Genomic DNA, 25,585 nt, shown 5'->3' on the forward strand with positions numbered 1-25,585 from the left:
AGGGTTGAGCTACAAAAGGCAGCGCTTGTTGCCCTTTGTATTTTTAAATTGTCATGTTAATGTAATTTTCTGTAATTAAACTAGAGCTTTTACAATCTGGGGTTAAACTAGATTGTACAGAAATAATACAGCTGAAGTTCAAGGTAGTCACTTTTTAGTTATTTATCAGCGGGCTGAATTAGCTATTTTAAATATTTAAGACAACTATATTTAATATTTAAGACAATATAGTTTATTTGTGCGGTCACACGGATTGTCGAATTTGTCGACAGGCGCTAGTCGTGATAAGATCTCGCCGATTAATGTGTAATAATGGGAGAATTGTTGATGAGCAAAGATATGCAAAGTATGGCATTAGTTCCTCAGGGTAGCATTGAAGCCTACATCCAAGGCGTGAATAGTATTCCAATGTTAACTGCTGAACAAGAAAAGGAACTAGGCGAAAGCTTGCAGAATGAAGGTGATGTTAATGCTGCTCGTCAGTTGATCATGTCACATCTACGCTTTGTTGTTCACGTTGCCCGTGGTTACGCTGGTTATGGATTGTCCCAAGCAGATTTAATCCAGGAAGGTAACATAGGCTTAATGAAAGCCGTGAAACGTTTCAACCCAGCAGTCGGTGTAAGATTAGTTTCTTTTGCTGTGCATTGGGTTAAAGCCGAAATACATGAATTTGTATTACGTAATTGGCGTGTAGTGAAAGTTGCGACAACTAAAGCGCAACGTAAACTATTCTTTAATCTGCGTAAATCAAAGAAACGCTTAGGCTGGTTTACCCATGCTGAAGTGCAAACAGTTGCCGAAAACTTGGGTGTTTCTACTAAAGATGTAGTGGAAATGGAATCTAGAATGTCTTATTCAGATCAAGCATTTGATTTATATGCTGATGATGATAGTGATAAAGATTCTGGTTCAACGAGCTTTTCACCTGCGCAGTATTTAGAAGACAATGCGTCAGATGTGGCACAGCAAGTAGAGCGTGAAAACTGGGATGAAAGTGCATCTCAACGTCTCTCTAGCGCAATTTCTGAATTAGACGACCGTAGTCAAGATATCGTTAATTCTCGTTGGTTAGCGGAAGATAAAGCGACACTGCAAGAATTAGCCGATCGTTATGGTGTTTCTGCTGAGCGAGTTCGCCAGTTAGAAAAGAACGCAATGAAAAAACTGCGCGAGTTTATTGCAGAATAACCAGCACACAGAATTTTTAAAAAATGAGGTCTCCATTGGAGGCCTCATTTTTTTTGGCAAGAAAATAAATAAACGTTGAATTGTATTTGATTATAGATGGAAAGAAACATGAATAGAGATCCCTTATTTGGTTTTCAGGGTAGCGAGCTAAAAAGCTACTTAGAGCGTAACAAGTTAACTGAAAATCAGATGGTTTTGGTTTATAACGGGTCTGGAATGACACATGAATATAACCTGGCACAAGTTGTAATCGCTGAAGAGGGCAAGCAAAAAAGGATTGTTGCTCGCGTCTTGAATAGTGATGAAGAAGTGACTTTTTTCCGTACTGGTAAAAGCGTCTTGAAGAAAACCACACACTATAAACTATTACCTATGGTGCCTTGGTTAATGGCACGTTTTGGGGGGCAGGAGCAAATCCGTTTTAACTGGAAATGGGGTTACGCTTAACCTGTCGGGTTTTAAAGAGAATAGGCCCAATCATTACTGCAATGATTGGGCCTTGTTATTGTTAGGCGATGGTTATGCCATTTGTTTAAAGCTGGTTCTTAGTTCAGTCATTAACTGCTGCTGCCAAGCTACCTGGTATAAATTGGTAGACTCTTCTTTAAGCTGCGTTACCTTAAAAGCTTCAATTTCTGATATTTCGCGTTGCTGTTGTTTAGCTGTATGACTAATTTGTTGGATCTTGACGTAATTGTCATGTTCAGGACCATTCTTAATCGCTTCAATACGATCTAAATGTAACTGCACTTCAACCACCATTTGTGTTTTAGGCAGGCGCACTAATAAATTGATATCGCGGTAACCATTTTGTTTGGGATTATTGAAGCGATTTTTTATTTGCACAATATCGGTTTCTTGCTCGAGTAATTCAAACGCACTGATTAACTCTTGGCTATTTTTAGCAATAATTGAACTGCGGGCTAAGTCGGTAATTTTTTCTACTGCACCGTCATGTTTATTGGCAATTTTAGCTTGTGCACGTTCAACACTTTTAATCGCCGGGATCACGGCACTTGTCTGAGACATTAAAGCAATTTGTTGGGTGAGTGTCGCTAACTCATCTTGCGCAGCTTCAGCAAGTGAATAAAGTGAGTCGAAGTCAGTATAAGGTTGAATGATGTTCGTGCTGTTGATATCTGACAGTTGATAAAGGCCGGCTAAGTCTTTGCTTATTTGGGTGCGCACTCGGTTAGTGGCACTACCGTTATTCGACGTTTGACTAAGGCTAAGCATGGTAGCGGCTTCTAGCGGCGCTTTACCGGCTAGCATTAGTACTAAAATTAGTGAGGTTCTTAGAAAGCTATACATAGGTATCCTTTTTGAGAAAACGCATTGGCATTATTGTATGCTGATACTTAGTAATAGATGAGTGCGCACAGTCACAATTCAAGGTAGGGCATTGTAAAGCTGTGTAAGAAATAGCTAGACTGATAAAATAGTGAGAGGAGTATCACTATTTTATGGGTCATCGGTTAATTTACTAGTAAATATACCGATGCGATTGTAGTTTATTTAAGTTACAGTGTTCGCGATCACTCATTCCCAATATCGTTTCTATATTTAAGGTTTATCCAATGATGAAAAAAACAATGACAGCAGTAATGATTGTTGCTGCACTTACTGGTTGTGCTCGCCAAAACGCGACGACGGGTGAAGAAGAGACGAATACCGCAACGAAATCTGCGATTGGCGGTGCTATTGCTGGCGCATTAATCGGTGCTTCTACCGGTAAGAAAAATGGCGCAGTATTTGGCGCGTTAGGTGGTGCTGCGATTGGTGGTGGTATTGGCCATTACTTCGATCGTCAAGAAGAAGCACTGCGTAAAGAGTTAACTGACTCTGGTGTACAAGTTAAACGCGTTGGCGAAAATGAACTACAACTGGTGATGGCGAAAGGCATTGGTTTTCAAACTGCAGGGTATAACTTGAGCTCTGATATCTACTCAAGCTTAAACAGTGTTGCTAAAGTGCTGAATGAATATCCTGATTCATCACTGCGTATTATTGGTCATACTGACAGCGTTGGTAGTGCTCAGTCTAATTTGACGCTTTCTGAAGAGCGTGCAGAGTCTGTAAGCGAGTATTTGAATAAACGTGGCATCAAGTCAGGCCGTTTATCAACACGTGGCTACGGTGAGCGTCGTCCTATTGCATCAAATGAGACTGCAAGTGGCCGTTCTGCTAACCGCCGTGTAGAAATTAGCATTACTGCTAACTAATATCACAGACTCAGAGCGTTAATTAATACAGATTATATTGCGAAGCCGAACCCTGTGTTCGGCTTTTTTATGTCGGTAAATAAATGACATTTATTGAAATATAAGAAAGGACTAAATTTAAGACGAAAAAAACCCAGCTATATAAATAACTGGGTCTTTTTAATTGGCTCCCCTTGCTAGACTTGAACTAGCGACATATGGATTAACAGTCCACCGTTCTACCAACTGAACTAAAGGGGAATTGTATGGTGCCCGAACCCGGAATTGAACCAGGGACACGAGGATTTTCAATCCTCTGCTCTACCAACTGAGCTATTCGGGCAAATGGTGCCGACTGCCGGAGTCGAACTGGCGACCTACTGATTACAAGTCAGTTGCTCTACCTACTGAGCTAAGTCGGCACTAAATGCGCTAATAAAGATATCTACAATTAAAATAGCTTTATTCATTAATATGGTGCCCGAACCCGGAATTGAACCAGGGACACGAGGATTTTCAATCCTCTGCTCTACCAACTGAGCTATTCGGGCAAATGGTGCCGACTGCCGGAGTCGAACTGGCGACCTACTGATTACAAGTCAGTTGCTCTACCTACTGAGCTAAGTCGGCACTAAATGCGTTTTAAATAAAGATACCTATTAACGAAATATCTTTACCTTTTAAATATGGTGCCCGAACCCGGAATTGAACCAGGGACACGAGGATTTTCAATCCTCTGCTCTACCAACTGAGCTATTCGGGCAAATGGTGCCGACTGCCGGAGTCGAACTGGCGACCTACTGATTACAAGTCAGTTGCTCTACCTACTGAGCTAAGTCGGCACTAAATGCGAGTCGCATAATATCATCTTCATTTTAAAAAACAAGTCAATATTACACTTTTTTATTCTTTCCAAATTTTGGTGCCCGAACCCGGAATTGAACCAGGGACACGAGGATTTTCAATCCTCTGCTCTACCAACTGAGCTATTCGGGCAATGGAGCGTCATTAAATAGAATTTAGGCCGATCCGTCAACTGTTTCGCCCGGTTTAATCAAAAAAATACCCATTAAGCCTAGGCGCTGTCTGATTAACCAGCAATAAGTGTGTTTGTTGACGTTTAATGACGATGTTGATGCTTAATGACTGAGTTGACGAAAATGGCTGTTTACCGCTGACACGTAGTTTTTTATATCACGACGAGACTGCGCATTAGTGAAACTTTGGTAGACCTCGTAAGAGGATAAGTCATTTATGATACGAAATGCCTCTTTTTTGTTCTTCGAGAAGGTTTGCAGTGTATTTTGAGGTCCAGCAATATAGCTAGCCAGCATGGCGTAGTAGCGAGATTGTGGATTTTTAATCTCTTTAAGGTACTGTTTGTCTAATAAATTTAAATAACTCACGCCAATATCTAGATTGTTCGCATCATTAAACAGCCAGTTTGGTTGTGGCTTAAAAGGATACTGCTTTTGTTGATAAAAAACATCCTCGCCAATCGAGCTCGAAATTTGCATTAAACCAATGCGGTCATGACTGCTGAGCGCATAGGGATTAAATAAACTGTCTACTTGGATCATCGCAGTGATGATATTTTTATCGATGCTATAACGTTGGGCTACTTGATTAATTTGGCCTTGATAGCGCTGTTTACGGATCTGGGTATGATTATTGGAGAGTGAAAATGTCACACTATCCACGGTATTACCATTAATCATGATTTGTTTACGCTTATTTTTAATCAAGTAGTTAGCATAACGTGACGCGCGCCAATGCCATTTCATTGCTTTGCCGTTGTCGTCTTGCACTTGTTGATATAGAAAAGGCGTGCCTTTAATTTCAGATGTGTAGCTGTTATAGAAATCGGTGTATTTGGGTTGCTGCGGTGCCAGTAGCGTATATTCAATCGCTTGCTTGAGGTATTGCTGGCTATTCTGTTGCTCTAATGTGTCGACACGCACAGTGCCTTGTTTAAAATCGATGATGGCACGACTGCGGTAATCATTAGTGTATTTGATATAACGATAATTGCTGGAGAAGGCATTATTACTATCGCCCCAGAGATTGGTTACTTCGCTGCGGTAATCAGCTTGTATGGTGTTTAGTGCGGTATTATCTTTGTCGTTGGATTGTTCTGTCTTCGCGCGGTAATTTGGTTGTTGATAAGCAAGGCGCTCTAAGGCTTGACTGTTGTTATTGAGCGCGGCGAGTTCGACAGAGTGCTGATAGTCACTCATCGAGCAAGCCGCTAAAACACTGCAACTGACAGCGATTAGTAATGTGCGGAATATAGCCATAAGGTGATTGGTTCTTTGGGTTGGAAATTTGCCTAGCGCTAGGAGTCCGCGCTAGGCAATGGGAATTAAGCTTTTGGGGTAAAGCCTTCAATGATTACGTCTTGACCTTCAAACAGGTACTTCACCATTTCTTGTTCAAGAAATATACGGTCATTTTCATCCATCATGTTTAATTTTTTTTCGTTTAGCAGCATAGTTTGTTTTTGCTGCCATTCAGACCATGCTTCTTGGGAAATATGATCAAAAATACGTTTGCCTACTTCACCAGGATAAAGTTGAAAACGTAAACCTTCCGCTTCTTTTTGTAAGCGGGTGCAGAAAACCATTCTAGCCATGTTATGCCTCTCTCAATGCTTGAGATGTTAATAATTTTTTAGTTGCAGCTGCTAATCCCACAGTTGCCGGTTGCTCTATGTTATACCAAAGAGTGCCTTCAGGTTCCATTATTTGCGTACTTGTTGTGGCTTTTATTTCTACTAACAAGGGGCTGATATCCAGATGGAAGTGGCTAAAGGTATGTCTAAAGCCGACTAATTCTTGCGTGCTAAATTCACTGATACCAAATTGCGCCAGTTGCTCTTCGAGTGATAAGTTGTCATCACGTTCAGGGAAACACCAGAGTCCGCCCCAGATCCCAGTCGGTGGTCGCTGTTGTAAGCATAAGCTTGAACCTTGCTTTAACAGCAACATTTCTACTGTACGTACAGGGATTTTCTTTTTCGGTTTCGGTGTTGGGAATGCTGTAGGTGTGCCCATTGCACGGGCTTTACAGTCATCATTCACCGGACAAATATCGCAATCAGGTCGGCTACGGGTACAAACCGTGGCACCTAAATCCATCATCACCTGATTATAGTTAGCGGTTTGTTGCAGCGGGGTAAGCTCTTCAGATAGCGCCCATAGGGTATTTTCGACAGTTTTTACCCCATACCAACCTTCAATCGCGCCCCAGCGAGTTAATACGCGTTTGACATTACCATCTAAAATAGGGTGTGGTTGATCTAACGATAGTGACAATACCGCACCCGCTGTTGAGCGGCCAACACCGGGTAATGCTAGTACTTGTTCAAATTCGCTCGGGAATATGCCCTGATATTCATCACGAATTAATTGTGCGGCTTTATGTAAATTACGGCCGCGAGCGTAATAACCTAAACCTGTCCATAAATGCAAAACTTCATCGATGTGGGCATTTGCCAAATCTGTCACGGTAGGAAATTTTTCCATGAAGGTGGTGAAGTAAGGGATCACAGTACTGACTTGGGTTTGTTGTAACATCACTTCACTTAACCATGTAGGGTAAGGGTCGTGGTGCAGTTCGTTAGGTAAGTTATACTGTTGCCAAGGCAAATCTTTGCGGCCAAAGTCTTTAAACCAAGCAAGTACCCGCGGGGCAAATGTGTCTTTATTATTTTCTAATAGCGATGTCATCGGGTATTTTTAGCAATTATGGGAAAATTAGGCTGAAATTATGCCACACAAAACTTGCCAAATTCAGCTATCTTTGGATAATGCCCGAATTAACAGATAAATTTATATAGATTATGGCGATTAACATGTCATAACGGCGACTGGATAAAAAATGACTGAACATAAAATAACTGAGCATAAAAGAATAGCAGAACCTGAATTAACAGAAGACGGTAAACGCATCCGTAAAGTGAGAAGTTTTGTTTTACGTGAAGGACGTTTAACGAAAGGCCAGGAAGCCGCGATGACAGATTTTTGGCCAACAATGGGCCTAGATCATGACATGGGCATGTTAGATTTTGCTGAGGTGTTCGGTAACAATAACCCCGTAACATTAGAAATTGGCTTTGGTATGGGTGCATCTTTAGTTGAAATGGCCGCTGCTTCTCCAGAGAAAAACTTTATTGGTATCGAAGTGCATTCACCAGGTGTTGGGGCATGTCTAATGGCTGCAGGCGAACGTGGCGTAACGAACTTACGTGTATTCTGTCATGATGCTGTTGAAGTACTAGCGGATTGTATTGCTGATGGTAGCTTAGGTGGCATGCAATTGTTCTTCCCTGATCCGTGGCACAAGACGCGTCATCACAAACGTCGTATCGTACAAGCTAGTTTTGCAGAAAGTATTCGCCAAAAACTGAGCTTAGGTGGTATCTTCCATATGGCTACGGACTGGGAAAACTATGCCGAGCATATGATTGAAGTAATGGCTGTTGCACCAGGTTATGAAAACACTGCTGCAGAAGGGAACTTTGTTCCACGTCCTGATTGGCGTCCATTAACTAAATTCGAACAACGTGGTCACCGTTTAGGTCACGGCGTTTGGGATATTATTTATAAACGTACTAAGTAAATTCGAGGTAATAATGGCTACAAATCGTAATCGTCGTCTACGTAAGAAACTACGTGTTGATGAATTCCAAGAGTTAGGTTTTGATCTGTCTTGGGATTTTGTTGAAGGTACAACTGAAGACCAAATTGACGCTATCTTAGATGGCTTAATTGCTGAAGTTATTGATCCAAATAAACTGGCTTTTGCTGCTGACGGTAACTTAGAGTGGGACGGTATGATCTGTACTGAAACTCATGGTAAGTGTACTGAAGAACAACGTGAGCAAGTTAAAACTTGGTTAGAAGCAAAAGGCGTTCAAAACCTTATTGTTAGCCCGTTATTCGATTTATGGTACGGTGAAGAAGGCATATAAGCCACTTCATTAATCCCTGAAACCGACTGTTCGTTAAGTACCATTACTGACGCAGTCGGTTATTTGTTATCTTACTTCTGCACACTGATAACTTATTTTTCCACTTTGTTCCCGCTTTCTATAGCACTTCGAACAGCCCATTTTAAACAGGTTATTTATGCTTTCTAACGCATCTCTAGAAGAATTGCTCGACGTTGTTCGTCCGTTAATTGGTGAAGGCCATGTCGCTGATTATATTCCTGCGTTAGCGAACGTAAATCCCAACCAATTGGGTATTGCCGTGTGTTTGGCTAATGGTGACGTGTTTACCGCGGGTGATGCGACCGAGCGATTTTCGATTCAAAGTATCTCGAAAGTCTTTGCGTTAACAGCCGCGTTGACGCGGTTCTCGGAAGATGAGCTGTGGACTAGAGTAGGGCGTGAACCCTCTGGTCAAGCATTTAACTCGCTGATCCAGTTAGAATTTGAAAAAGGTAAACCGCGTAACCCATTTATTAATGCGGGTGCATTAGTGGTCGCGGATATGTTGCAAAGCCGTTTATCGGCACCTAAACAACGTATGTTGGAATTGTTACGTAAATTGGCAAATTCAACCGATATTTATATCGATCATGATGTCGCTAGTTCTGAATTTGAACACATGGCGCGTAATGCAGCGATTGCTTATTTGATGAAGTCGCACGGTAATTTTAATAACGATGTTGAAACCGTATTGCAGAGTTATTTTAGTTACTGTGCGATCAACATGAATTGCGTAGAACTGGCGACAGCATTCTCATTCTTAGCGAAAAAAGGCTTACCTTGTCATCGTAATAAGAGCTTGGTGAATGAACGCTGTACTCGGCGTTTAAATGCCTTGCTGGCAACGTGTGGCTTGTATGATGAATCAGGTGATTTTGCTTTCCGTGTCGGTATGCCAGCGAAAAGTGGCGTTGGTGGCGGCATTGTTGCGGTTATTCCAGGCGAATTAACCGTTTGTGTGTGGTCACCAGAGCTGAATGAATCAGGTAATTCACTGGTAGGCACAGCAGCGTTAGAGCTGTTCAGTGAACGTTTTGGCCATTCGATATTTTAACATTAATGGCTGCAAACAAAAGGGGCGCAATAATTGATTATTGCGCCCCTTTTGTTTTCTTAATTTTCGATTTTAATCGAGTATCGCTAACTAAAGAAACAGATCGAACAAACTGTTGAGGTAACGATGACCGAGTTGGGTGACTTGCCAATGTGTTGCGGTTTCGGTTAATAAACCTTTTTGGATCGCCGTCTTAATTTGTGCACTTACCGTTGATAATGGTAATCCGGTAAAATCACAAAAATCTTGTTTCGGTGTCGCTTCGATTAAGCGAAAACGATTCATAAAGAACTCAAATGGCAGTTCGTCTTGCGCAACGACGTGTTCATTGTCTAAAAATGATTTATCAGCGTCCATATACCCACGTGGATGCTTTATTTTGCTACGACGAATTATCTGACCGGTCTCTGGCTCTGTTAGCTTACCGTGCGCGCCACAGCCAATGCCGATATAGTCCCCAAAACGCCAATAGTTTAAGTTGTGCTGACATTGCTTACCAGCTTTGGCATATCCCGATATTTCATATTGTTCATAACCGGCGTTACTCAGTAGTGCATGACCTTGTTCAAAAATATCCCAGAGAATATCTTCATCGGGCAAGGTTGGCGGCTTAGAGTGAAATTGGGTGTTTTGTTCAATGGTTAATTGATACCAAGACAAGTGTGGAGGCGCAAGTTCAACCGCTTTGTTTAAGTCATATAAGGCATCGTTAAGATCTTGATGTGGCAGGCCGTGCATCAAGTCTAAGTTGAATGAATTGAGTGCAGACTCTGTCGCAATATTCGCTGCGCGGATCGCTTCATCTGGATCGTGAATACGTCCCAATAGATTCAACTTTTCAGCTTGTAAACTTTGTACACCAACCGAAATTCGATTAACACCGGCAGCAACATAACCGTGAAAACGATCGGCTTCGACGGTGCCAGGGTTGGCTTCCATCGTGATCTCGATATTGTCACTAAATGGGATCATCGCTTCAACACCATCAAGTATTTGACCAATACCTTCGGCGCTGATTAAACTTGGCGTACCGCCACCAATAAAGATCGAATGTAATGATCGTTGGAATACCCGTGGTAATTCACTGCGTAGATCGGCAAGTAGATCGGCAATGTATTCTGCTTCCGGGATCTTGCCCTTTTGGGTATGGGAGTTGAAATCACAATACGGGCATTTTTGTACACACCATGGGATATGCACATATAAACTCAATGGTGGTAAACGCATTGGTAATAGGGGAGCGGTTGTAATCATGAGCGGTTCAGTCATTATTGCGCTACTAATCGAGTTTGTTGTTCGTGCATTGCCGCGAGTAATTTAGTCAGTGCTTGACCACGGTGACTTAATTCGCTTTTACGTTGTTTGGTTAATTCCGCTGATGTGCAGCCTTCAGATTCAACAAAGAAAATAGGATCATAACCAAAACCGTCTTCACCGCTTGGTTGTTCGGTGATCACACCATCCCAAGCGCCGTGACAGACTAATGGCGTTGGATCTTCTGCATGGGTCATATAAACTAATACACAGTGAAAACGTGCCGTACGCTGCGCTGTGGGTACACCTTTAAGTGCGTCTAATAACTTTAATAAATTATCACGATCGCTGGCATCCACACCGGCATAACGCGCAGAGTAAATACCCGGTACACCTTGTAGGGCGTCAACTGCTAAACCAGAATCGTCAGCAATTGCAGGTAATCCTGTTAAAGTTGCCGCGTGTTTAGCTTTGATAATGGCATTTTCAATAAAGGTGGTGCCAGTCTCATCGGCTTCGGCAATATTGAAATCGCTTTGTGGAAGTACTTCAAGACCAAACTCAGCAAGCAGTGCTGACATTTCACGAACTTTGCCTGGATTACCAGTAGCGAGAACAACTTTAGACATGATGCGCCTTATATGATTTATTTAAAAATAGTTAAAAATAGTGATTCATTAAAAACAATGAAAGAATCCGGATGATGAAGCGAACACTATCATCGGATTCTTATTTGCAGTCAGGTTATACAGGATTGCTGATCATGGATAAAGCCTAATCAACATAAAACCCTTGTTGGAATTTGAGCTCTTGTGTTTGATTACCACTGCTTAGCGTCACCTTGATACGGTAAGTTTCTTCGTTACGGTGTGGTACTTCTGCAATGTAATAAATCGCGTCTTGTTCACGAATTTCACGAACTTCTAGTTCACGGATATTACCTAGTAGATTACGAGCCGTCACCGTCATTTTAACCGACTGCGCTTTTAATGAGTCGCTATCAAGTACTGAGATATTAATAATCCCCAAGTACTTACTGCGGTCGATATCATATTCAGAAGCAACGTCAGCGGTTAAAAAAGTACTTGGAAAGGCAATGTAATGTACATCCCAATCACCGAGTTTTTGCATTTGTTCTGCATTGGCAGTCGCTGAGATAAGTAAGGTCATTGAGAGTAATAAAGATTTGAATAATGCTGGCATGTGAGTTCCTTAAAAGGTTAATGCAGAGACTGGCTCTGCATTAATTTAGCGTTACTAATAGAATCATAGTACTAAAATGGCATAGCGATACTAGAATGGAATACCAGTCAGGTCACCGATTAGGATTTGTAAAAATTGCAGACCTAAAATGGCCACTAGCATAGACAAATCTAGACCACCGATCGCAGGGATAATACGACGGATTGGCGCTAAAATTGGTTCACTTAATTGTGATAATACACTTTCAACGGGGCTGTTTCCTTGGCTAACCCAGCTTAAAATAGCACGTAAAATTAATACGTAGAATACTAAGCTAAAGCATTGTTTAACCAATTTTATTGCTGCGAAAATCAGTACATCTTGGATCGGTGCTATAGCCCCTGTTTGTACGCCGAATAAAGTATAAATCATCGCACAAGCGACAGCATAGGCAAATACCACCGATGCTAGATCTAAGCCTCCTAGGCTTGGGATCACACGGCGTAATGGTCGTACGACTGGTTGAGTTGCTTTGACAATAAATTGGCTCATTGGATTATAAAAATCAGCACGAGCGAGTTGTAACCACACGCGTAGTAGTATGATAAGAATGTATGTTTCAAATAAGATACTGACCAAAAAGTTAGCCGCGTTCATAAATTACCCTTTAAGTTAATGGTGAACTGCTTATTTTCATTAAGCAGTTGTTAGTCAGATTAGAGACATAACCGTATTATGCCGTTATGTCTGTTTATAAAGTCGATTTATTAAAATAGTTTTTGCATTGCTTCAGCGCGAGAAACGGCAGCCTGCATCGCAGTGTTTACTGTTTCACGCAGGCCTTGTTCTTCGAAAGTACGGATAGCTTCAGCTGTCGTACCACCTTTTGAGGTGACATTTTGGCGCAACGTGGCTAAATCAATGTGCGGATTCTGGATGACTAATTCAGCCGAACCTGCCGCCGCCTGTTGCACTAATTCTCTTGCTTGCTGTTGCGTGAAACCCATGCCAATAATACTTTCTTGCATCGCTTCCATAAACAGGAAGAAATACGCTGGTGAACTACCTGTTGCGGCAATAATAGTATTTAAGTCAGATTCATTATCAACCCAACAGGTTTTACCAACCGCCATCATGATTTGGTCAATTGTTTTGATATCTTCATCTGACACTTCTGGTGATGGGAATAATCCAGTCATGCCTTTTTGTACTAATGCGGGTGTATTTGGCATCGTACGTACGATGGGCTGATTGTCAGCGAGTAAACTCTGTAAACGCTCAACCGTGACGCCAGCGGCAATGGAAACAAATAATTTACCACGGTAATCGCTACTCTGCTCAGCCAAATGAGAACAAACGTCACCCATCAACTGCGGCTTGACGGCCAGAATAATAATATCGGCTGCAGCGACAGCAAAATGATTATCTTGCGTGGTATTAATCGCAAATTTTTCCTCGAGTATATCTAAGCGTGTTCGTGTCGGACTTGCTGCATAAATTAATTCAGCAGGATAACCATCTGTGATCATACCGCCGATAAGGCTGCTCGCCATATTCCCTGCACCGATAAAGGCGATTTTTTTATTCGTGATCATGACTGTTTAATTCCTTATACGTGATAATTACTGCCTAATTCCATAGACAGGGAGTGATCAGCCGCGTGCACCAAAAATGGCAGTGCCTACACGTACCATGTTGCTGCCTTGCGCAATAGCAAGTTCCATATCGTTGGTCATGCCCATCGATAGCGTATCTATTTGGTTATATTGGTGCTGAAGTGATAAATACAAGGATTCAAGCTGGTTAAATTGTGATTTTAGCTTATCGAGATCCGCTGTTTTTTCTGGGATCGCCATGATCCCACGTAATACCAAATTAGGTAATAGAGTGACTTGTTCTGCCAGCTGTCGTGCTTGTGCTAGGTCTGCACCTGATTTACTGTCTTCAGCACTGATGTTGACTTGAATACAGACGTTCAATTTCGCCATCTCAGCAGGGCGTTGATCATTAAGTCGCTGCGCTACTTTTAAACGGTCGATACTTTGCACCCAATCGAAATGCTCGGCGATTGGACGGGTCTTATTTGATTGGATAGGACCAATAAAATGCCATTCAATGTCGTCATAATGACCGTCTTGCTGCAGGTAAGTGATCTTTTCTACTGCTTCTTGCAGGTAGTTTTCACCAAATTTACGTTGCCCGAGTGCGTAAACTGCCATCACTTGTTCGACGGGTTTGGTTTTACTTACTGCAAGCAGGTTAATTTCCCCGCTTTTTTTGCAAGATGTGCTTGCCGCGTTGTCAATTTGAGTCAGAACCTGTTGTAATCGTGTTGATATACTATTCATGATGTTACTTGCAAATGAGGTTAAAAAGAATATGGATGTTACAGAGTTACTTACATTTAGTGTAAAGCATAACGCATCAGATCTACACCTTTCTTCGGGCGTGCCACCGATGATCCGCGTAGATGGTGATGTACGTAAAATAAACTTACCCGCTTTTGATGCTAAACAAGTACATGCGCTGATTTATGACATTATGGATGATAAACAACGCAAAGACTACGAAGAACATTTGGAAGTCGATTTTTCTTTTGAAATTAATAACGTCGCTCGTTTCCGTGTGAATGCATTCAACCAACACCGTGGTCCAGCTGCAACGTTTCGTACTATTCCTAGCGAAATAAAAACCATGGCCGAGTTAAATGTGCCTGATATTCTGCATGACTTGGTTAACCTACCTCGTGGTTTAGTTTTGGTGACCGGGCCGACTGGCTCTGGTAAGTCGACAACACTAGCTGCGATGGTTGATCATATTAATGAGCATCAGCATAAGCATATTTTGACCATCGAAGATCCGATTGAATTTGTACATCAGAATAAAAAAAGCTTGGTTAATCAGCGTGAAGTATTCCGCGATACTAAAAGTTTTAATGCCGCATTACGTTCTTCATTACGTGAAGATCCGGATGTTATCTTAGTGGGGGAGATGCGAGACTTAGAAACTATCCGCTTAGCATTAACAGCAGCTGAAACCGGACATTTGGTATTTGGTACCTTGCATACCACCTCTGCGGCGAAAACCATTGACCGTATTGTCGATGTATTCCCAGGGCAAGAGAAAGATATGGTGCGCTCTATGTTGTCTGAATCACTGCGTGCGGTAATTTCGCAAACGTTATTAAAACGTACTGGTGGTGGTCGTGTCGCGGCACATGAGATCATGCTAGGGACACCTGCGATCCGTAACTTGATCCGTGAAGATAAAGTCGCGCAGATGTATTCGGTGATCCAAACAGGTATGATGCACGGCATGCAAACATTAGATCAATCATTACGTGAATTGGTTAATATGGGTATTGTCTCTACTGAAGAAGCGCGCATTAGAGCGGTTGATCAACAAAGTTTTTAAGGATGAATAACATGGGAATGCTACCACAACTCTTCAGCGCGATGAAAAAGCTCGAAGGCTCTGATATGTATATTTCGGCAGGGATTGCGCCAACAGTGAAAGTACATGGCTCATTACGGGCGATATCAGAGCATAAATTAACATCAGAGCAGTCGCTAGCCTTGGTTAAAGAAGCCATGTCTGATGATGAGTTCGTTTCTTTCTGCAAAACGAAAGAGTCTAATTTTGGTCTGTTTTTTCCCGATATAGGGCGTTTCCGTGTTAGCGCATTTTGGCAATTAGAAAAAGCCGGTATGGTGATCCGTCGGATTGAAACTGATATTCCAGCGATGGATGATCTTTATCTACCAGCCGTGTTAAAGCAGACTGCATTAGAGAAGCGTGGCCTAGTACTCGTCGTAGGGGCGACAGGTTCGGGTAAGTCGACGACGCAAGCGGCGATGGTGGGTTACCGTAATCAAAATTCATCGGGGCATATTTTAACCATTGAAGATCCGATTGAGTTTGTGCATGAGCATCAAAGTTGTATCGTTACTCAGCGTGAAGTCGGGATTGATACCGAGTCGTTTGAAGATGCGCTGAAAAGCTCATTACGTCAGGCCCCTGATGTGATCTTAATTGGTGAGATCCGCTCGCAAGAAACCATGGAGTTTGCATTGGCGTTTGCTGAAACGGGGCACTTATGTATGGCGACGTTACATGCAACCAATGCTAACCAAGCTATCGACCGTATTTTACACCTAGTACCAAAAGAGAAACATGCGCAATTGTTATATGACTTGTCGCTAAACTTAAAAGCGATTGTTGCGCAGCAATTAATTCCGGTACAAGGCGGCACTAGTCGTCGAGGGGTATTTGAAATATTATTGAACAGCCCATTGGTGAGTGAATTAATTCGTAAAAATGAGCTACATAAAATTAAAGAACTTATGACGAAATCAGTAGAGTTAGGCATGCAAACCTATGATCAAGCGTTACTAGCGCTTTATGATAGCAGTATGATTAGTTATACCGAAGCGTTGCATTATGCTGACTCACCGAATGATTTACGCTTAATGATCAAGTTAAACCAAGGTCAATCGAGCAGTAATGGTATGCTTGATGGCATCACTATTGAAGCCTTGTAATCGTTAGCGTTTATGAGCACATTTTAGTTTAAGACTATTGTAGTTTAGGGCTATTTCAGTTTAAGACTATTGTAGTTTAAGTTCAGTTTAAGAGAGATAAGGAAGAGTTATGTTAATAGTGGTATCACCGGCTAAAACACTTGATTTTGAAACGCCGTCTGTTGTTGAGCAATATAGCCAAGCTGACTTGATGGTTGATTCGGCTGAGTTAATTGATGTTTGCCGTCAATTAACACCTGTCGATTTATCTTCATTGATGAAAATCAGTGATAAATTAGCCGGATTAAATGCGGCCCGCTTTACTGAATGGTCGAGTGAGTTTACCCCTGAGAATGCCAAGCAAGCTGTATTTGCTTTTAAAGGTGACGTATACACTGGCTTAGACGCAGAAACGTTTACGGCTGATGATATGGCATTTGCCCAGCAACACTTCCGTATTCTTTCTGGCTTGTATGGTTTATTACGCCCGCTTGATTTGATTAAAGCATATCGCCTAGAAATGGGCACTAAGCTAGTGAATGGGCGTGGTACTAACTTGTATCAGTTCTGGGGTGATATCGTGACTGATAAAGTAAACGAAACACTGGCAGCGCAAGGCGATAAAGTATTAATTAACTTAGCATCAAATGAATATTTTAAAGCAGTACAAAAGAAACGTTTAAAAGGCCGTGTTATTACACCGGTATTTAAAGACTGCAAAGCGGGTAAATTTAAGATCATTAGCTTTTATGCGAAAAAAGCCCGTGGTCTGATGGCGCGTTACATTATTGAAAACCAGTTAACAGATATCGAGCAGCTGACAGCATTTGATACTGATGGTTATTACTATTGTGAAGCGGAATCAACCGATATTGAATTGGTGTTTAAACGAGACGAAATATTTAAGTAATCTGCGTTGAGTTTGTTGCTATACATTGGCGTTAATGAAAAAGGATATTCACAGGTGAATATCCTTTTTTATCTGCGATTAATGTGACTTAGTGATTTACTTAGTCAGTTCAGAGATTAATCCCAGCCGCTATTTTTCTTACGACGGAAACGAATTGATGGGATGATTAATCCCGCAATGAGACCGGCAGCAAGAATAAGCGCACCAAGGATAATGAAACGATGTTGCTCATCTTCTTCTTTAGTATCGAGGCGAGTAGATAATTGCTCATTCTCTTCACGTAAACGTACCGCTTCTTCAGTTAATGCCGTGTTTTCAGCAGTTAAAGAGTTGATGTTATTTGCTTGTGCTGCGATACCAGCTTCTTTTTCAGCAAGCTGATCACGATTAGCATCTGTTAATTCAGCCATTGCAGCTGAATTTTTATTATTAATTTTTGCTAATGCTTCTTTGGTTTTTGCCAGTTCTGCTTGTAGCTTAGGTGCACGAATTTTTAAACTGACTTGGCGTGAGAGTGAAGCACCATCAATCCAAGCTGTTTTATTCTTACTGGTCGTAATTTGCACATAGTTAGTGCCTGCATTAGTCTGTAAGTAGGTTACCGCTTCGCCAGCTTTAATTGTACCGATGATGCGATATTGTGTCCCCGGGCCTGAGTGCATAAAAATAGACACGTCGTCACTGATGTAACGTGTTTCTTTCGCAAAGCTTGATAAGCTAACGAGTGTTAGCAGTGTTGCTATAATGAGTTTTTTAATCTTCACAAGATGTCCTGTAGACGAAATATTCTGATAAGCATAGTAATTATAAAATCGGATTTCGACAAGCCTCAGATACCATTTTACCATCAGAAAATGAAATTTAGTGGATTTACAAAAAAGGCCATCAATAAATTGATGGCCTTTTAATAACAATGTAACCAATTACACTACAAAGATAGCTTCTAAAATCTTGTAGAAGATAATTGATAGAATGGCACCTGCAGGTAGGGTAACTACCCAAGATACAACAATTGTTCTAACTACGTTTAGATTCAAGGCCGCGATACCACGCGCCATACCCACACCCAGCACGCCACCTACAAGGGTTTGCGTTGTAGAGATAGGTAAGCCTGAGCCTGATGCAATCACAACCGTTGTTGCTGTTGCTAATTGCGCTGCAAAACCACGACTTGGCGTTAGTTCAGTAATGCCTGTACCAACGGTAGACATTACTTTATGACCCATAGTCGCTAGACCAATCACGATACCTAAACCACCCAGCGGTAAAATCCACCATGTGATCTCCGCTTTTTCAGCAATTTCGCCACCGTGTTCAACGATAGAGACAACCGCTGCTAGTGGACCGATCGCGTTCGCTACGTCATTTGAACCATGGGCAAATGCCATTGCACAAGCAGTGATGATCATTAAAATACCAAACACTTTTTCAACGTTCGAGAAATGCATGTCTTTATCATTGCTTGGGCTGTATTTCTGTCTGCTGATATACACGGCACCAGCGATTGCTACAAGCAAGCTGATCACCGCTGAAGCAATAAGGCCTTCAGTTGTCGTTAGGTGTAAGCCTACGTGTTTTAGACCTTTCTTGATGGTAACCATCGCGATCACGAATGTTGTTAATGCCATGTAGAAAGGCACATAACGTTTAGCGTTCGAGAGTGGATCTTTAGTATCAAAAATGAGTTTTTGAATACTCATAAAGGTGACATAGGCGATGAGTCCGGACAGGATTGGTGTGACTACCCAGCTCCCCACGATACCACCTGCTTTACCCCACTGTACTGCTTCAGGACCAACACTAACGAGTGCAAAACCAACAATCGCACCCACAATAGAGTGTGTTGTTGATACCGGCCAACCGAAGATTGAAGCGATCATTAACCATGTACCTGCAGCAAGTAGCGCTGAGATCATACCAAATGCTAACGCATCCGGACGGTTAGTTTCTTTAAAGACCGCAAGGTCAACAATACCTTTACGTACGGTATCGGTTACTTCACCACCGGCTAAGTAAGCCCCTGCAAACTCAAAAACCATCGCAATAAGAATTGCTTGTTTTACTGTGAGTGATTTAGTACCAACTGATGTGCCCATTGCGTTTGCAACGTCATTTGCACCAATGCCCCATGCCATGTAAAGGCCGAAGACTGCTGCCATCATCAATAGATAAGGGCCGTATGCTTGAATGATTTCCATTATTTATATACCTGTAATGATCTTAATTACGCGCTAGCATGAGCTCAAGACGAGCGCCAACAGTTTCAGCTTGGTCAGCTAATCCGCCCACCCACTCTAAGATTTTGTAAAGGAACATAACATCAATTGGATTGTAGTTATTTTCAATTGAACGTAATTTTTGGCGCAGTACAATTTGCATTGCATCGGTATCATCTTCGATACTATCAAGTTCGTTAATCATGTTTTCTACAAGGTCAACTTCGCGGCCTTTAAAGCCTGTTTCAATCAACTCATCTAGTTCATTAATGGCTTTCTTAGCCTGTGCCGTCGCGTCAATGCAACGTTTTAGATAAGTCGTGAAGTCTTCAGCAATTTCAGCTGGAAGTTGCAAGTTGCGACCGATCATACGACCCGCAATATCTTTCGCACGATTGGCGATTTTATCTTGTTGGGTTAGTAGATCTAGCAAATCGGTACGATCAACAGGCATGAAGATACCGCGTGGTAACTTCAAACGAATTTCACGCTTCAATACATCAGCATCTTTCTCACACTGAGAGATTTGCTGACGAATGATTTCCGCTTTATCCCAATCTTGTACTGCAGTCGCTGCAAAGAATGGCACTAACAATTCACAAGTCTCATGCACTTTCGTGATGTGTTCTTGTAACGGTGTAATCGGTGACTTAGCAAAAAGTCCTAAAATAGTATTTACTGGCATAGCCATAACCCATTAATGTGACATTATGATGACACTTTTGAAGATGGCGAGAATGTTAAACAACTCTCAGGAGTTTGCAATATAAAAATTGCGTTATTCGTGATTGAATTAGACTAATATCAATATATTTTGTTTTTGACTGTAAATATTATTCACGAATTGAAGATTTAACCTTAGACAGATTTTAAAATAATTGGTAAATTTTGTCTCTTAAAGTGTCGGGTATTTTATTTTATGGCGGCATTATTTTATCGTTGATAAGTCTAGCGAGGCCAGATGAGTACGGAAGTTGAAATAAAATTTGTTGTTAAACCAGAGGTTAAATCACAATTAGCCACGCTACTCGCGGACTATGTGATAATCGAACAGGCTGTTAAGCCTTTATCTAATACTTATTTTGATACAACGACATCCCAATTTCGTCAGTTTGATTTTGGTTTACGCACACGAAAAAGTTTAAATTTTGCCGAGCAAACGATAAAGACGGCGGGTATTGTGCGTGGTGGATTACACCAGCGCCCTGAATATAATTTACCTTTACCCGGTGATGTGCCGACATTAGCTGATTTCCCTGCTGAAATCTGGCCTAATGGTACTAATATTGCGCAATTACAAGCTGACTTGGTGGATCTGTTTACTACTGATTTCGAGCGCACTATGTGGCATATTAAATTAGCTAATGATGCTGAAATCGAAGTGGTATTCGATCAAGGTATGGCACGCAGTGGTGAGCAAAGTTACCCTATTTGTGAAATTGAGCTTGAGCTCGTATGTGGTGATATTTCCGACCTGTTTACGTTGGCACAGCAAATAACCCAATTGGGCAACGTACGCTTGGGTAATGTCAGTAAAGCCAAGCGTGGTTACCAACTGGCAGGCCTTTATACGCCGAAAATTAAACCGCTGACGTTGAAGGTGCCAACAGTTGCAGGCCAAGAATTAAAAACAGAGCGCTTAACGGATATTTTTCTGGCGACATTAACGCAAAGCTACGCGCATTGGCAACACCATGAACAACAGTATTTAGAAACGCAGGATATTAGTGCACTTGCTGAAGTGGATGCTGCAGTGGCCTTGATCTTACAAACGATGCAAAGTTATGCCCCTATATTGCCTGATATCGATTTAAGCAAAGCAGAATTGGTGTGGTTACAGCAGCAATTGTCAGCGGTGAGTTGCGCTGCTCAATTACATGAAGTTATGCTGAAGAACGGTCAGTTTATGCGAAAGCTCCCTGAATATAAGCGTATTGGTAAAGAGCTGGAAGCATTGCAAACGCGTTATATTGATTTCTCCGACATTGAAACGCTATTTAATAGCCCAAGATATGCCAGTATTATGCTGTCAGTGAGTCAGCTATTAAGCCAAGGCTTAACGAGTGTAAAACTCGATACTGCTAACGTAATACCGTTTGCTAATACACTGTTACAAAAGAGCTGGCAGAGTGTACTTGATTCATTATTGTCAGCACCTGAGCTGACGTTGGCCGATTATTTAGGCTTACAGGCAAAGCTAAAGCAGAATTTATTAATAGGGCATTGTTTTAGTCATCATTACCGAGCTGAACGTCGGGATAAATTTAGACTGCCTTGGCAAGATATTTTACAAGGGATTGATGACTTGGCGATATTGCAGGTCCTGATGGATGTTGCACAGCAGCAACCGCCAGCAATCACAGTACAAATTGAAAAACTAATAACACGTAAACAACGTGCATTATTGGATGCGTTGGAACAGACACGCCTACAGGCGTTAACCATGCGACCATACTGGTTAGAAGATTAAATAGGTAGAAGGTTAAATAGAGAGAAGGTTAAATAGAGAGAAGATTGCAGACTAAAATAGAAGATTTAGAACGCAGCGAACAGGGGGGATTATCTCCCTGTTCGCTGCACTCTGGATTTAACTTTAGGCGTAAATATACCGCTAGCTATTCAGAAAACTTAACTAAATCCTCAATAACTAACTTCTTTATTTCTAACTGCTGTTCTGGTTTTAAACCATATTTTTCAGCGAGTTCAATGTAGTCTTGATTATTTAATGAAACGGTTAGGCGTGGCCTTTTCGGTCTTTTATTGACGCTTAAGCCGAGAATATCTCGGATCTGTTCTGAGGGGCTTAAGTTATGATCGAGTGCCGCTTTACGGATCTTGTATTGGATTTTTTCATCCATATCAAATGCCACTTGAACTGCTTTCATCGCCTTTTGTGATGATTGCCATTTTTCCGGTAATTCACGTGATTTAACCATCTTCAATCTGCCTTGTACTGTATTTATGCTATTGGCCAGTATCCTGTAATACTGTCATTACCCAGTTGTACGGTCAAGTACACATCGGTATCGCCAGTGTTATAAACCATAATATCGATGAGTTTGTTTTCTTTAGCATCATGTAAATGATAGAACTCAAATTGGCGGCCTGGATTTTCATCGGCATATTGCGAAGGTGCAGAGCTTCTAAAGTCTGTTCTATGGTGATAACCGACCGTTGCAATATCTTGCTGGTAATAATGCTCTGCATGCCAATCACCTAAGGACACCGGCTGTTGACTCGGTAATTCGGTGAAACCAGCTTCAAATACATCACTGAATAAATCTAAGTCGAATAACTGTGATACTTCATCACGGGTAAGTTCGAGACTGAGTTGGAAGTTATTATGGTCGTGACCTGGCAAGGTTAACCAAATATAATTCTGTTGCTCACCTTGCAGTTTAAAGCGTGGGTAATGTTGGTGCTCAAACTCAAATGTTTCAATCGCGATCACTTCAAATTTTTGTTGACGCACTTCACTTGGTAAAGTGAAACTGTCACTAAATTCGATAATATCCCCCAGAATCAATTTGCTGACGTGATTGAGTTCGCGGGTTGGGGTTGCTGGTGCAGATTTTTTAAATAAATTTTTGAAGAAACTCATCATGGCTCCTAAAATATTAAACCATTTAAGTGTTAAACCATTAAAAATTAAGGTTTAGCAGAATGACAAATAGGAACAGCACGTGTTTCCACAGTGACTGCTCCTATTGGGGATTAACTGACTAATTTATAAATTGATTAGTCGTTAAACTTAGCTATTTTGCTTGGCTTTCAAACGCTCTAGTACTGAGTTCGCGTTGCTCTGCTGTTGGCCAATGCCGGCTTCAGCTAGTTTCGCTTTTAGTGATTGGTCACTGCCTTCAGCATGTAGCTCATCTGCGGCAACCATGCGATCATCAAAATCTTGCTGTTTTTGCTTAATACGCTCAAGTGAATCTTTTGCACTGAGCAGTTTTGAATTACTGGCGCTAAAGTTGTCGGTGATTGCTGATGTCGCTTTTTGTACACTATCCGTTGTTTTAACCATGGTTAATTGACGTTGGTGTTCAGCTAGCTGGCGTTCACTTTTTTTCACTAGATCTTTCAGTTTTGTTGCGCTGCTGGTAAAGCTATCTAGGTTTTGTTGCTGCTCGATAACTTCTTGCTCTAACTGAGCAATTTTTTCTGCTACTTCTAATGCAAGTGACTCGTTACCAGCATTTAAGGCTTGTACTGCATAACCTTCGTGTTCAGTTAAGTTTGCTTTAACGCGTTCAAGTTCACGGCTTGATTGCATCTGCTTCGCCATTACGTCAGTTAAATTACGTTTAGCGTTGGTTAAGTGCGTTTCTGCATCGCGAATTTCTTGTTCAAAGATACGCATTGAGTTTGCATCAACAATACCTTCACCTACTTCACGGGCGCCGCCGCGGATAGCGGTCATTATTTTCTTAAAAATGCTCATAAACTTCTCCTTCGAAGTAGGGTTAAACTAAATAATCTGATAACTCAGTAATAACTTCAAGACTGTTATCACTTAATACAACTAATTCGTGTTCGACATCGGCAATAGTTGATTGTACTGATAGTGCGCCGTATACCACATACATATCGTCAATTTTAGCGAATGATGACAATGGCATTGGAATGTTCAGCTCTAACATAGCTTCTAACATTTCCACACGTTTTTCTGTTTTAACTTCGTTCTCGCCCCATAAATAAGCAATACAAAGAATTTGCTCATCAGTGACAGAAACAAAAATTGGAATTTCTTCACGACCTTCAACATCGACACGTAGTACATCAACATCACCGGAAATAGGGGTGCAGTCAAACTTGTAACCAGTATCTGACTTGTCGCCAAGATCATTAAGATAATTTGCAATTTTATGTATGTTCATCTTGTTCCTTTTTGACATATTATGTCTAAGTGGTATTAACTTTAAGCCTCAAGACATAATATGTCAAGTGGCTGGCGCTTAATTTATATTATTTTATAATACTAATATACAATCCGGTTACTTTATTTGGTTCGTAAACGGCGTGAAAGTTCACTGTCATCAATGAACTAGCATTTTGGTGCCTTTGAAGTAGCGTCAAAGGGTTAAATTAATAATGCGCTAAGAATAAAGGCGATAGATAAGTTAATAGCCATATCCATTGCCGCGATACCGACATTATTTTGTAAATCGACTTCTCTATTAATATTCACGCCATTAAGAATAATTTTCTTGGCGATGATCGCTAAGATGGTAAAGGTGGTTAGCATGACTAAGCTAAACAACATCCACGATCCTAATGTTGTCATCAGACTCTCGCTATCATAATAGATATAATTGCTGGCTATCGTTACCGAGATCGCAACCCCAATAAGGCAGCCGCCATGGCGCAGGGCAACGGCAATATTATTGTCTTTAAAGGCTTGTTGCATCGTCGTGCCGAGGTTACCGCGTGAATAACGGTGTTCACGATAGCGCGTCATCAAGAGCATAACCGTTTGAGATATCAGGAACCCACTAAAGATAGCAATAAAGGTCATTAACTCTAAACCTTCAACCCATACAAGTGTTGAGCGAATGATTATCGCGGTCGCAATAGCAGCACACGCATCGACAATCGCGACGGCGACATTACGCTCGGCAACCTCGGTATTTTTATCCAGTCTATTAAGCGATACACGGTCATGGATCCAACGACCCAGTTTGATCAAGACCAATCCGGCTAAACCATAAAGGCTTATACTGAGTACTTCTAACGGTAAGGTCGTAGCCTTTTCACCTGAAATAGCCCCTGATAGCACAATGCCTAAACCAAATGTAGCGCCGGCTAAACTAATACCAAAGGCAAAGTTATCGCGGGTGGCTAATTCATCAATGGTATCTATCTTGTCGACAGCGCCGGTGAAAAATCGCATGGCAGATAAAAGCACTAAGGCGATGATAAGATCGACTGCTAAAAAAAGCAGTAGGTCCGATGATAAGAGCGTTTCAAAAACAGACATTAAAGGTTACCTTCTTTTACGATTTTAGCTGCCATCATCGCTTACTAATGATAAGTTTACTAAATAAATTAATATCGCTAATTA

28 protein-coding genes and 8 tRNA genes are annotated in these 25,585 nt (G+C 41.4%); 10 read left to right on the top strand and 26 right to left on the bottom strand.

Annotated elements, in window-relative coordinates; all coding sequences use genetic code 11:
* Window positions 1–327 precede the first annotated feature (327 nt).
* The gene (gene rpoH / locus FR932_RS19540; protein ID WP_019443246.1) at window positions 328–1,191 is read left to right on the top strand and encodes an RNA polymerase sigma factor RpoH; all 864 of its coding nucleotides are present in this window, start codon (window positions 328–330) and stop codon (window positions 1,189–1,191) included.
* A gap of 108 nt (window positions 1,192–1,299) precedes the next feature.
* On the top strand, window positions 1,300–1,638 hold the full coding sequence (locus FR932_RS19545) for a hypothetical protein (protein WP_019443247.1): 339 nt from the start codon (window positions 1,300–1,302) through the stop codon (window positions 1,636–1,638).
* 72 nt (window positions 1,639–1,710) lie between these two features.
* Here the strand turns inward: FR932_RS19545 and FR932_RS19550 are convergent, their stop codons facing one another.
* Window positions 1,711–2,502: a RelA/SpoT domain-containing protein gene (locus tag FR932_RS19550; RefSeq protein ID WP_019443248.1), complete on the bottom strand. Its 792-nt coding sequence runs from the start codon at window positions 2,500–2,502 to the stop codon at window positions 1,711–1,713.
* A 266-nt stretch (window positions 2,503–2,768) separates the two neighbouring features.
* Between FR932_RS19550 and FR932_RS19555 the strand changes: the two genes are divergently transcribed.
* Window positions 2,769–3,413, top strand: a complete 645-nt coding sequence (locus tag FR932_RS19555; protein WP_019443249.1) for a YiaD family glycine zipper/OmpA-like lipoprotein — start codon at window positions 2,769–2,771, stop codon at window positions 3,411–3,413.
* 164 nt (window positions 3,414–3,577) lie between these two features.
* Here the strand turns inward: FR932_RS19555 and FR932_RS19560 are convergent.
* The 11 genes from FR932_RS19560 to mutY form a co-directional block, all read right to left on the bottom strand.
* A tRNA-Asn gene (locus FR932_RS19560) sits at window positions 3,578–3,653 on the bottom strand.
* 6 nt (window positions 3,654–3,659) lie between these two features.
* Window positions 3,660–3,735 (bottom strand) — tRNA-Phe (locus FR932_RS19565).
* 3 nt (window positions 3,736–3,738) lie between these two features.
* A tRNA-Thr gene (locus FR932_RS19570) sits at window positions 3,739–3,814 on the bottom strand.
* Window positions 3,815–3,867: 53 nt separating this feature from the next.
* Window positions 3,868–3,943: transfer RNA gene (locus FR932_RS19575), tRNA-Phe, on the bottom strand.
* 3 nt (window positions 3,944–3,946) lie between these two features.
* A tRNA-Thr gene (locus FR932_RS19580) sits at window positions 3,947–4,022 on the bottom strand.
* A 57-nt stretch (window positions 4,023–4,079) separates the two neighbouring features.
* Window positions 4,080–4,155 (bottom strand) — tRNA-Phe (locus tag FR932_RS19585).
* A gap of 3 nt (window positions 4,156–4,158) precedes the next feature.
* A tRNA-Thr gene (locus FR932_RS19590) sits at window positions 4,159–4,234 on the bottom strand.
* 78 nt (window positions 4,235–4,312) lie between these two features.
* Window positions 4,313–4,388 (bottom strand) — tRNA-Phe (locus FR932_RS19595).
* A gap of 143 nt (window positions 4,389–4,531) precedes the next feature.
* A complete protein-coding gene (locus FR932_RS19600) occupies window positions 4,532–5,689 on the bottom strand; it encodes a murein transglycosylase domain-containing protein (protein WP_019442117.1) in 1,158 nt (385 codons plus the stop codon).
* Between the two features lie 65 nt (window positions 5,690–5,754).
* Window positions 5,755–6,024: an oxidative damage protection protein gene (locus tag FR932_RS19605; protein ID WP_017222783.1), complete on the bottom strand. Its 270-nt coding sequence runs from the start codon at window positions 6,022–6,024 to the stop codon at window positions 5,755–5,757.
* 1 nt (window position 6,025) lies between these two features.
* On the bottom strand, window positions 6,026–7,120 hold the full coding sequence (gene mutY / locus FR932_RS19610; protein ID WP_019442118.1) for an A/G-specific adenine glycosylase: 1,095 nt from the start codon (window positions 7,118–7,120) through the stop codon (window positions 6,026–6,028).
* A gap of 151 nt (window positions 7,121–7,271) precedes the next feature.
* Between mutY and trmB the strand changes: the two genes are divergently transcribed.
* The 3 genes from trmB (at window position 7,272) to glsB (ending at window position 9,439) form a co-directional block, all read left to right on the top strand.
* Window positions 7,272–8,012, top strand: a complete 741-nt coding sequence (gene trmB, locus FR932_RS19615; protein WP_019442119.1) for a tRNA (guanosine(46)-N7)-methyltransferase TrmB — start codon at window positions 7,272–7,274, stop codon at window positions 8,010–8,012.
* Window positions 8,013–8,025: 13 nt separating this feature from the next.
* Window positions 8,026–8,364, top strand: a complete 339-nt coding sequence (locus FR932_RS19620; protein WP_019442120.1) for a 50S ribosome-binding protein YggL — start codon at window positions 8,026–8,028, stop codon at window positions 8,362–8,364.
* Window positions 8,365–8,521: 157 nt separating this feature from the next.
* A complete protein-coding gene (gene glsB, locus FR932_RS19625; RefSeq protein ID WP_019442121.1) occupies window positions 8,522–9,439 on the top strand; it encodes a glutaminase B in 918 nt (305 codons plus the stop codon).
* A 90-nt stretch (window positions 9,440–9,529) separates the two neighbouring features.
* Here the strand turns inward: glsB and hemW are convergent, their stop codons facing one another.
* From hemW to FR932_RS19655, 6 genes are all read right to left on the bottom strand, one after another.
* On the bottom strand, window positions 9,530–10,708 hold the full coding sequence (hemW, locus tag FR932_RS19630) for a radical SAM family heme chaperone HemW (protein WP_019442122.1): 1,179 nt from the start codon (window positions 10,706–10,708) through the stop codon (window positions 9,530–9,532).
* Window positions 10,708–11,322, bottom strand: coding sequence for an XTP/dITP diphosphatase (locus FR932_RS19635; protein ID WP_019442123.1), 615 nt, complete (start codon window positions 11,320–11,322; stop codon window positions 10,708–10,710). The genes hemW and FR932_RS19635 overlap by 1 nt, the downstream gene beginning before the upstream one ends.
* A gap of 145 nt (window positions 11,323–11,467) precedes the next feature.
* On the bottom strand, window positions 11,468–11,896 hold the full coding sequence (locus FR932_RS19640) for a DUF4426 domain-containing protein (RefSeq protein WP_019442124.1): 429 nt from the start codon (window positions 11,894–11,896) through the stop codon (window positions 11,468–11,470).
* A gap of 90 nt (window positions 11,897–11,986) precedes the next feature.
* Window positions 11,987–12,532: a YggT family protein gene (locus FR932_RS19645; RefSeq protein WP_019442125.1), complete on the bottom strand. Its 546-nt coding sequence runs from the start codon at window positions 12,530–12,532 to the stop codon at window positions 11,987–11,989.
* 110 nt (window positions 12,533–12,642) lie between these two features.
* Complete coding sequence (gene proC / locus FR932_RS19650) at window positions 12,643–13,470, bottom strand: pyrroline-5-carboxylate reductase (RefSeq protein WP_019442126.1); 828 nt, start codon at window positions 13,468–13,470, stop codon at window positions 12,643–12,645.
* 57 nt (window positions 13,471–13,527) lie between these two features.
* The gene (locus tag FR932_RS19655; RefSeq protein WP_019442127.1) at window positions 13,528–14,223 is read right to left on the bottom strand and encodes a YggS family pyridoxal phosphate-dependent enzyme; all 696 of its coding nucleotides are present in this window, start codon (window positions 14,221–14,223) and stop codon (window positions 13,528–13,530) included.
* A gap of 31 nt (window positions 14,224–14,254) precedes the next feature.
* Here FR932_RS19655 and FR932_RS19660 point away from each other — a divergent pair, with 31 nt between their 5' ends.
* The 3 genes from FR932_RS19660 to yaaA all read left to right on the top strand — a co-directional run bounded on the left by FR932_RS19660 (window position 14,255) and on the right by yaaA (window position 17,305).
* Complete coding sequence (locus FR932_RS19660) at window positions 14,255–15,289, top strand: type IV pilus twitching motility protein PilT (RefSeq protein ID WP_026032200.1); 1,035 nt, start codon at window positions 14,255–14,257, stop codon at window positions 15,287–15,289.
* Window positions 15,290–15,300: 11 nt separating this feature from the next.
* Window positions 15,301–16,416: a PilT/PilU family type 4a pilus ATPase gene (locus tag FR932_RS19665; RefSeq protein ID WP_019442129.1), complete on the top strand. Its 1,116-nt coding sequence runs from the start codon at window positions 15,301–15,303 to the stop codon at window positions 16,414–16,416.
* Window positions 16,417–16,525: 109 nt separating this feature from the next.
* Complete coding sequence (gene yaaA, locus FR932_RS19670) at window positions 16,526–17,305, top strand: peroxide stress protein YaaA (protein ID WP_019442130.1); 780 nt, start codon at window positions 16,526–16,528, stop codon at window positions 17,303–17,305.
* A 116-nt stretch (window positions 17,306–17,421) separates the two neighbouring features.
* Here the strand turns inward: yaaA and FR932_RS19675 are convergent, their stop codons facing one another.
* The 3 genes from FR932_RS19675 to FR932_RS19685 all read right to left on the bottom strand — a co-directional run bounded on the left by FR932_RS19675 (window position 17,422) and on the right by FR932_RS19685 (window position 20,206).
* The gene (locus FR932_RS19675) at window positions 17,422–18,069 is read right to left on the bottom strand and encodes a TIGR04211 family SH3 domain-containing protein (protein ID WP_019442131.1); all 648 of its coding nucleotides are present in this window, start codon (window positions 18,067–18,069) and stop codon (window positions 17,422–17,424) included.
* Window positions 18,070–18,228: 159 nt separating this feature from the next.
* Window positions 18,229–19,503, bottom strand: a complete 1,275-nt coding sequence (locus FR932_RS19680) for an inorganic phosphate transporter (protein WP_019442132.1) — start codon at window positions 19,501–19,503, stop codon at window positions 18,229–18,231.
* Between the two features lie 22 nt (window positions 19,504–19,525).
* A complete protein-coding gene (locus FR932_RS19685) occupies window positions 19,526–20,206 on the bottom strand; it encodes a TIGR00153 family protein (protein WP_019442133.1) in 681 nt (226 codons plus the stop codon).
* A 276-nt stretch (window positions 20,207–20,482) separates the two neighbouring features.
* Between FR932_RS19685 and FR932_RS19690 the strand changes: the two genes are divergently transcribed.
* Window positions 20,483–21,991 carry a CYTH domain-containing protein gene (locus FR932_RS19690; protein WP_019442134.1) on the top strand — a complete coding sequence of 503 codons (1,509 nt, stop codon included), beginning with the start codon at window positions 20,483–20,485 and terminating at the stop codon, window positions 21,989–21,991.
* A 145-nt stretch (window positions 21,992–22,136) separates the two neighbouring features.
* On the opposite strand, the gene FR932_RS19695 is transcribed toward FR932_RS19690, so the two are convergent.
* From FR932_RS19695 to FR932_RS19715, 5 genes are all read right to left on the bottom strand, one after another.
* Entirely contained in the window at window positions 22,137–22,457 is a 321-nt protein-coding gene (locus FR932_RS19695; protein WP_019442135.1) for a hypothetical protein, read from the bottom strand.
* A gap of 23 nt (window positions 22,458–22,480) precedes the next feature.
* Window positions 22,481–23,125, bottom strand: a complete 645-nt coding sequence (locus tag FR932_RS19700; protein ID WP_240532427.1) for a hypothetical protein — start codon at window positions 23,123–23,125, stop codon at window positions 22,481–22,483.
* Window positions 23,126–23,272: 147 nt separating this feature from the next.
* The gene (locus tag FR932_RS19705; protein ID WP_019442137.1) at window positions 23,273–23,965 is read right to left on the bottom strand and encodes a PspA/IM30 family protein; all 693 of its coding nucleotides are present in this window, start codon (window positions 23,963–23,965) and stop codon (window positions 23,273–23,275) included.
* A gap of 22 nt (window positions 23,966–23,987) precedes the next feature.
* Window positions 23,988–24,401, bottom strand: coding sequence for a YjfI family protein (locus tag FR932_RS19710; protein WP_019442138.1), 414 nt, complete (start codon window positions 24,399–24,401; stop codon window positions 23,988–23,990).
* A 203-nt stretch (window positions 24,402–24,604) separates the two neighbouring features.
* Entirely contained in the window at window positions 24,605–25,501 is an 897-nt protein-coding gene (locus FR932_RS19715) for a DUF350 domain-containing protein (RefSeq protein ID WP_019442139.1), read from the bottom strand.
* Between the last annotated feature and the right edge of the window lie 84 nt (window positions 25,502–25,585).

This window comes from Moritella marina ATCC 15381 (assembly GCF_008931805.1).
In the GTDB taxonomy this organism is placed as follows: domain Bacteria; phylum Pseudomonadota; class Gammaproteobacteria; order Enterobacterales; family Moritellaceae; genus Moritella; species Moritella marina.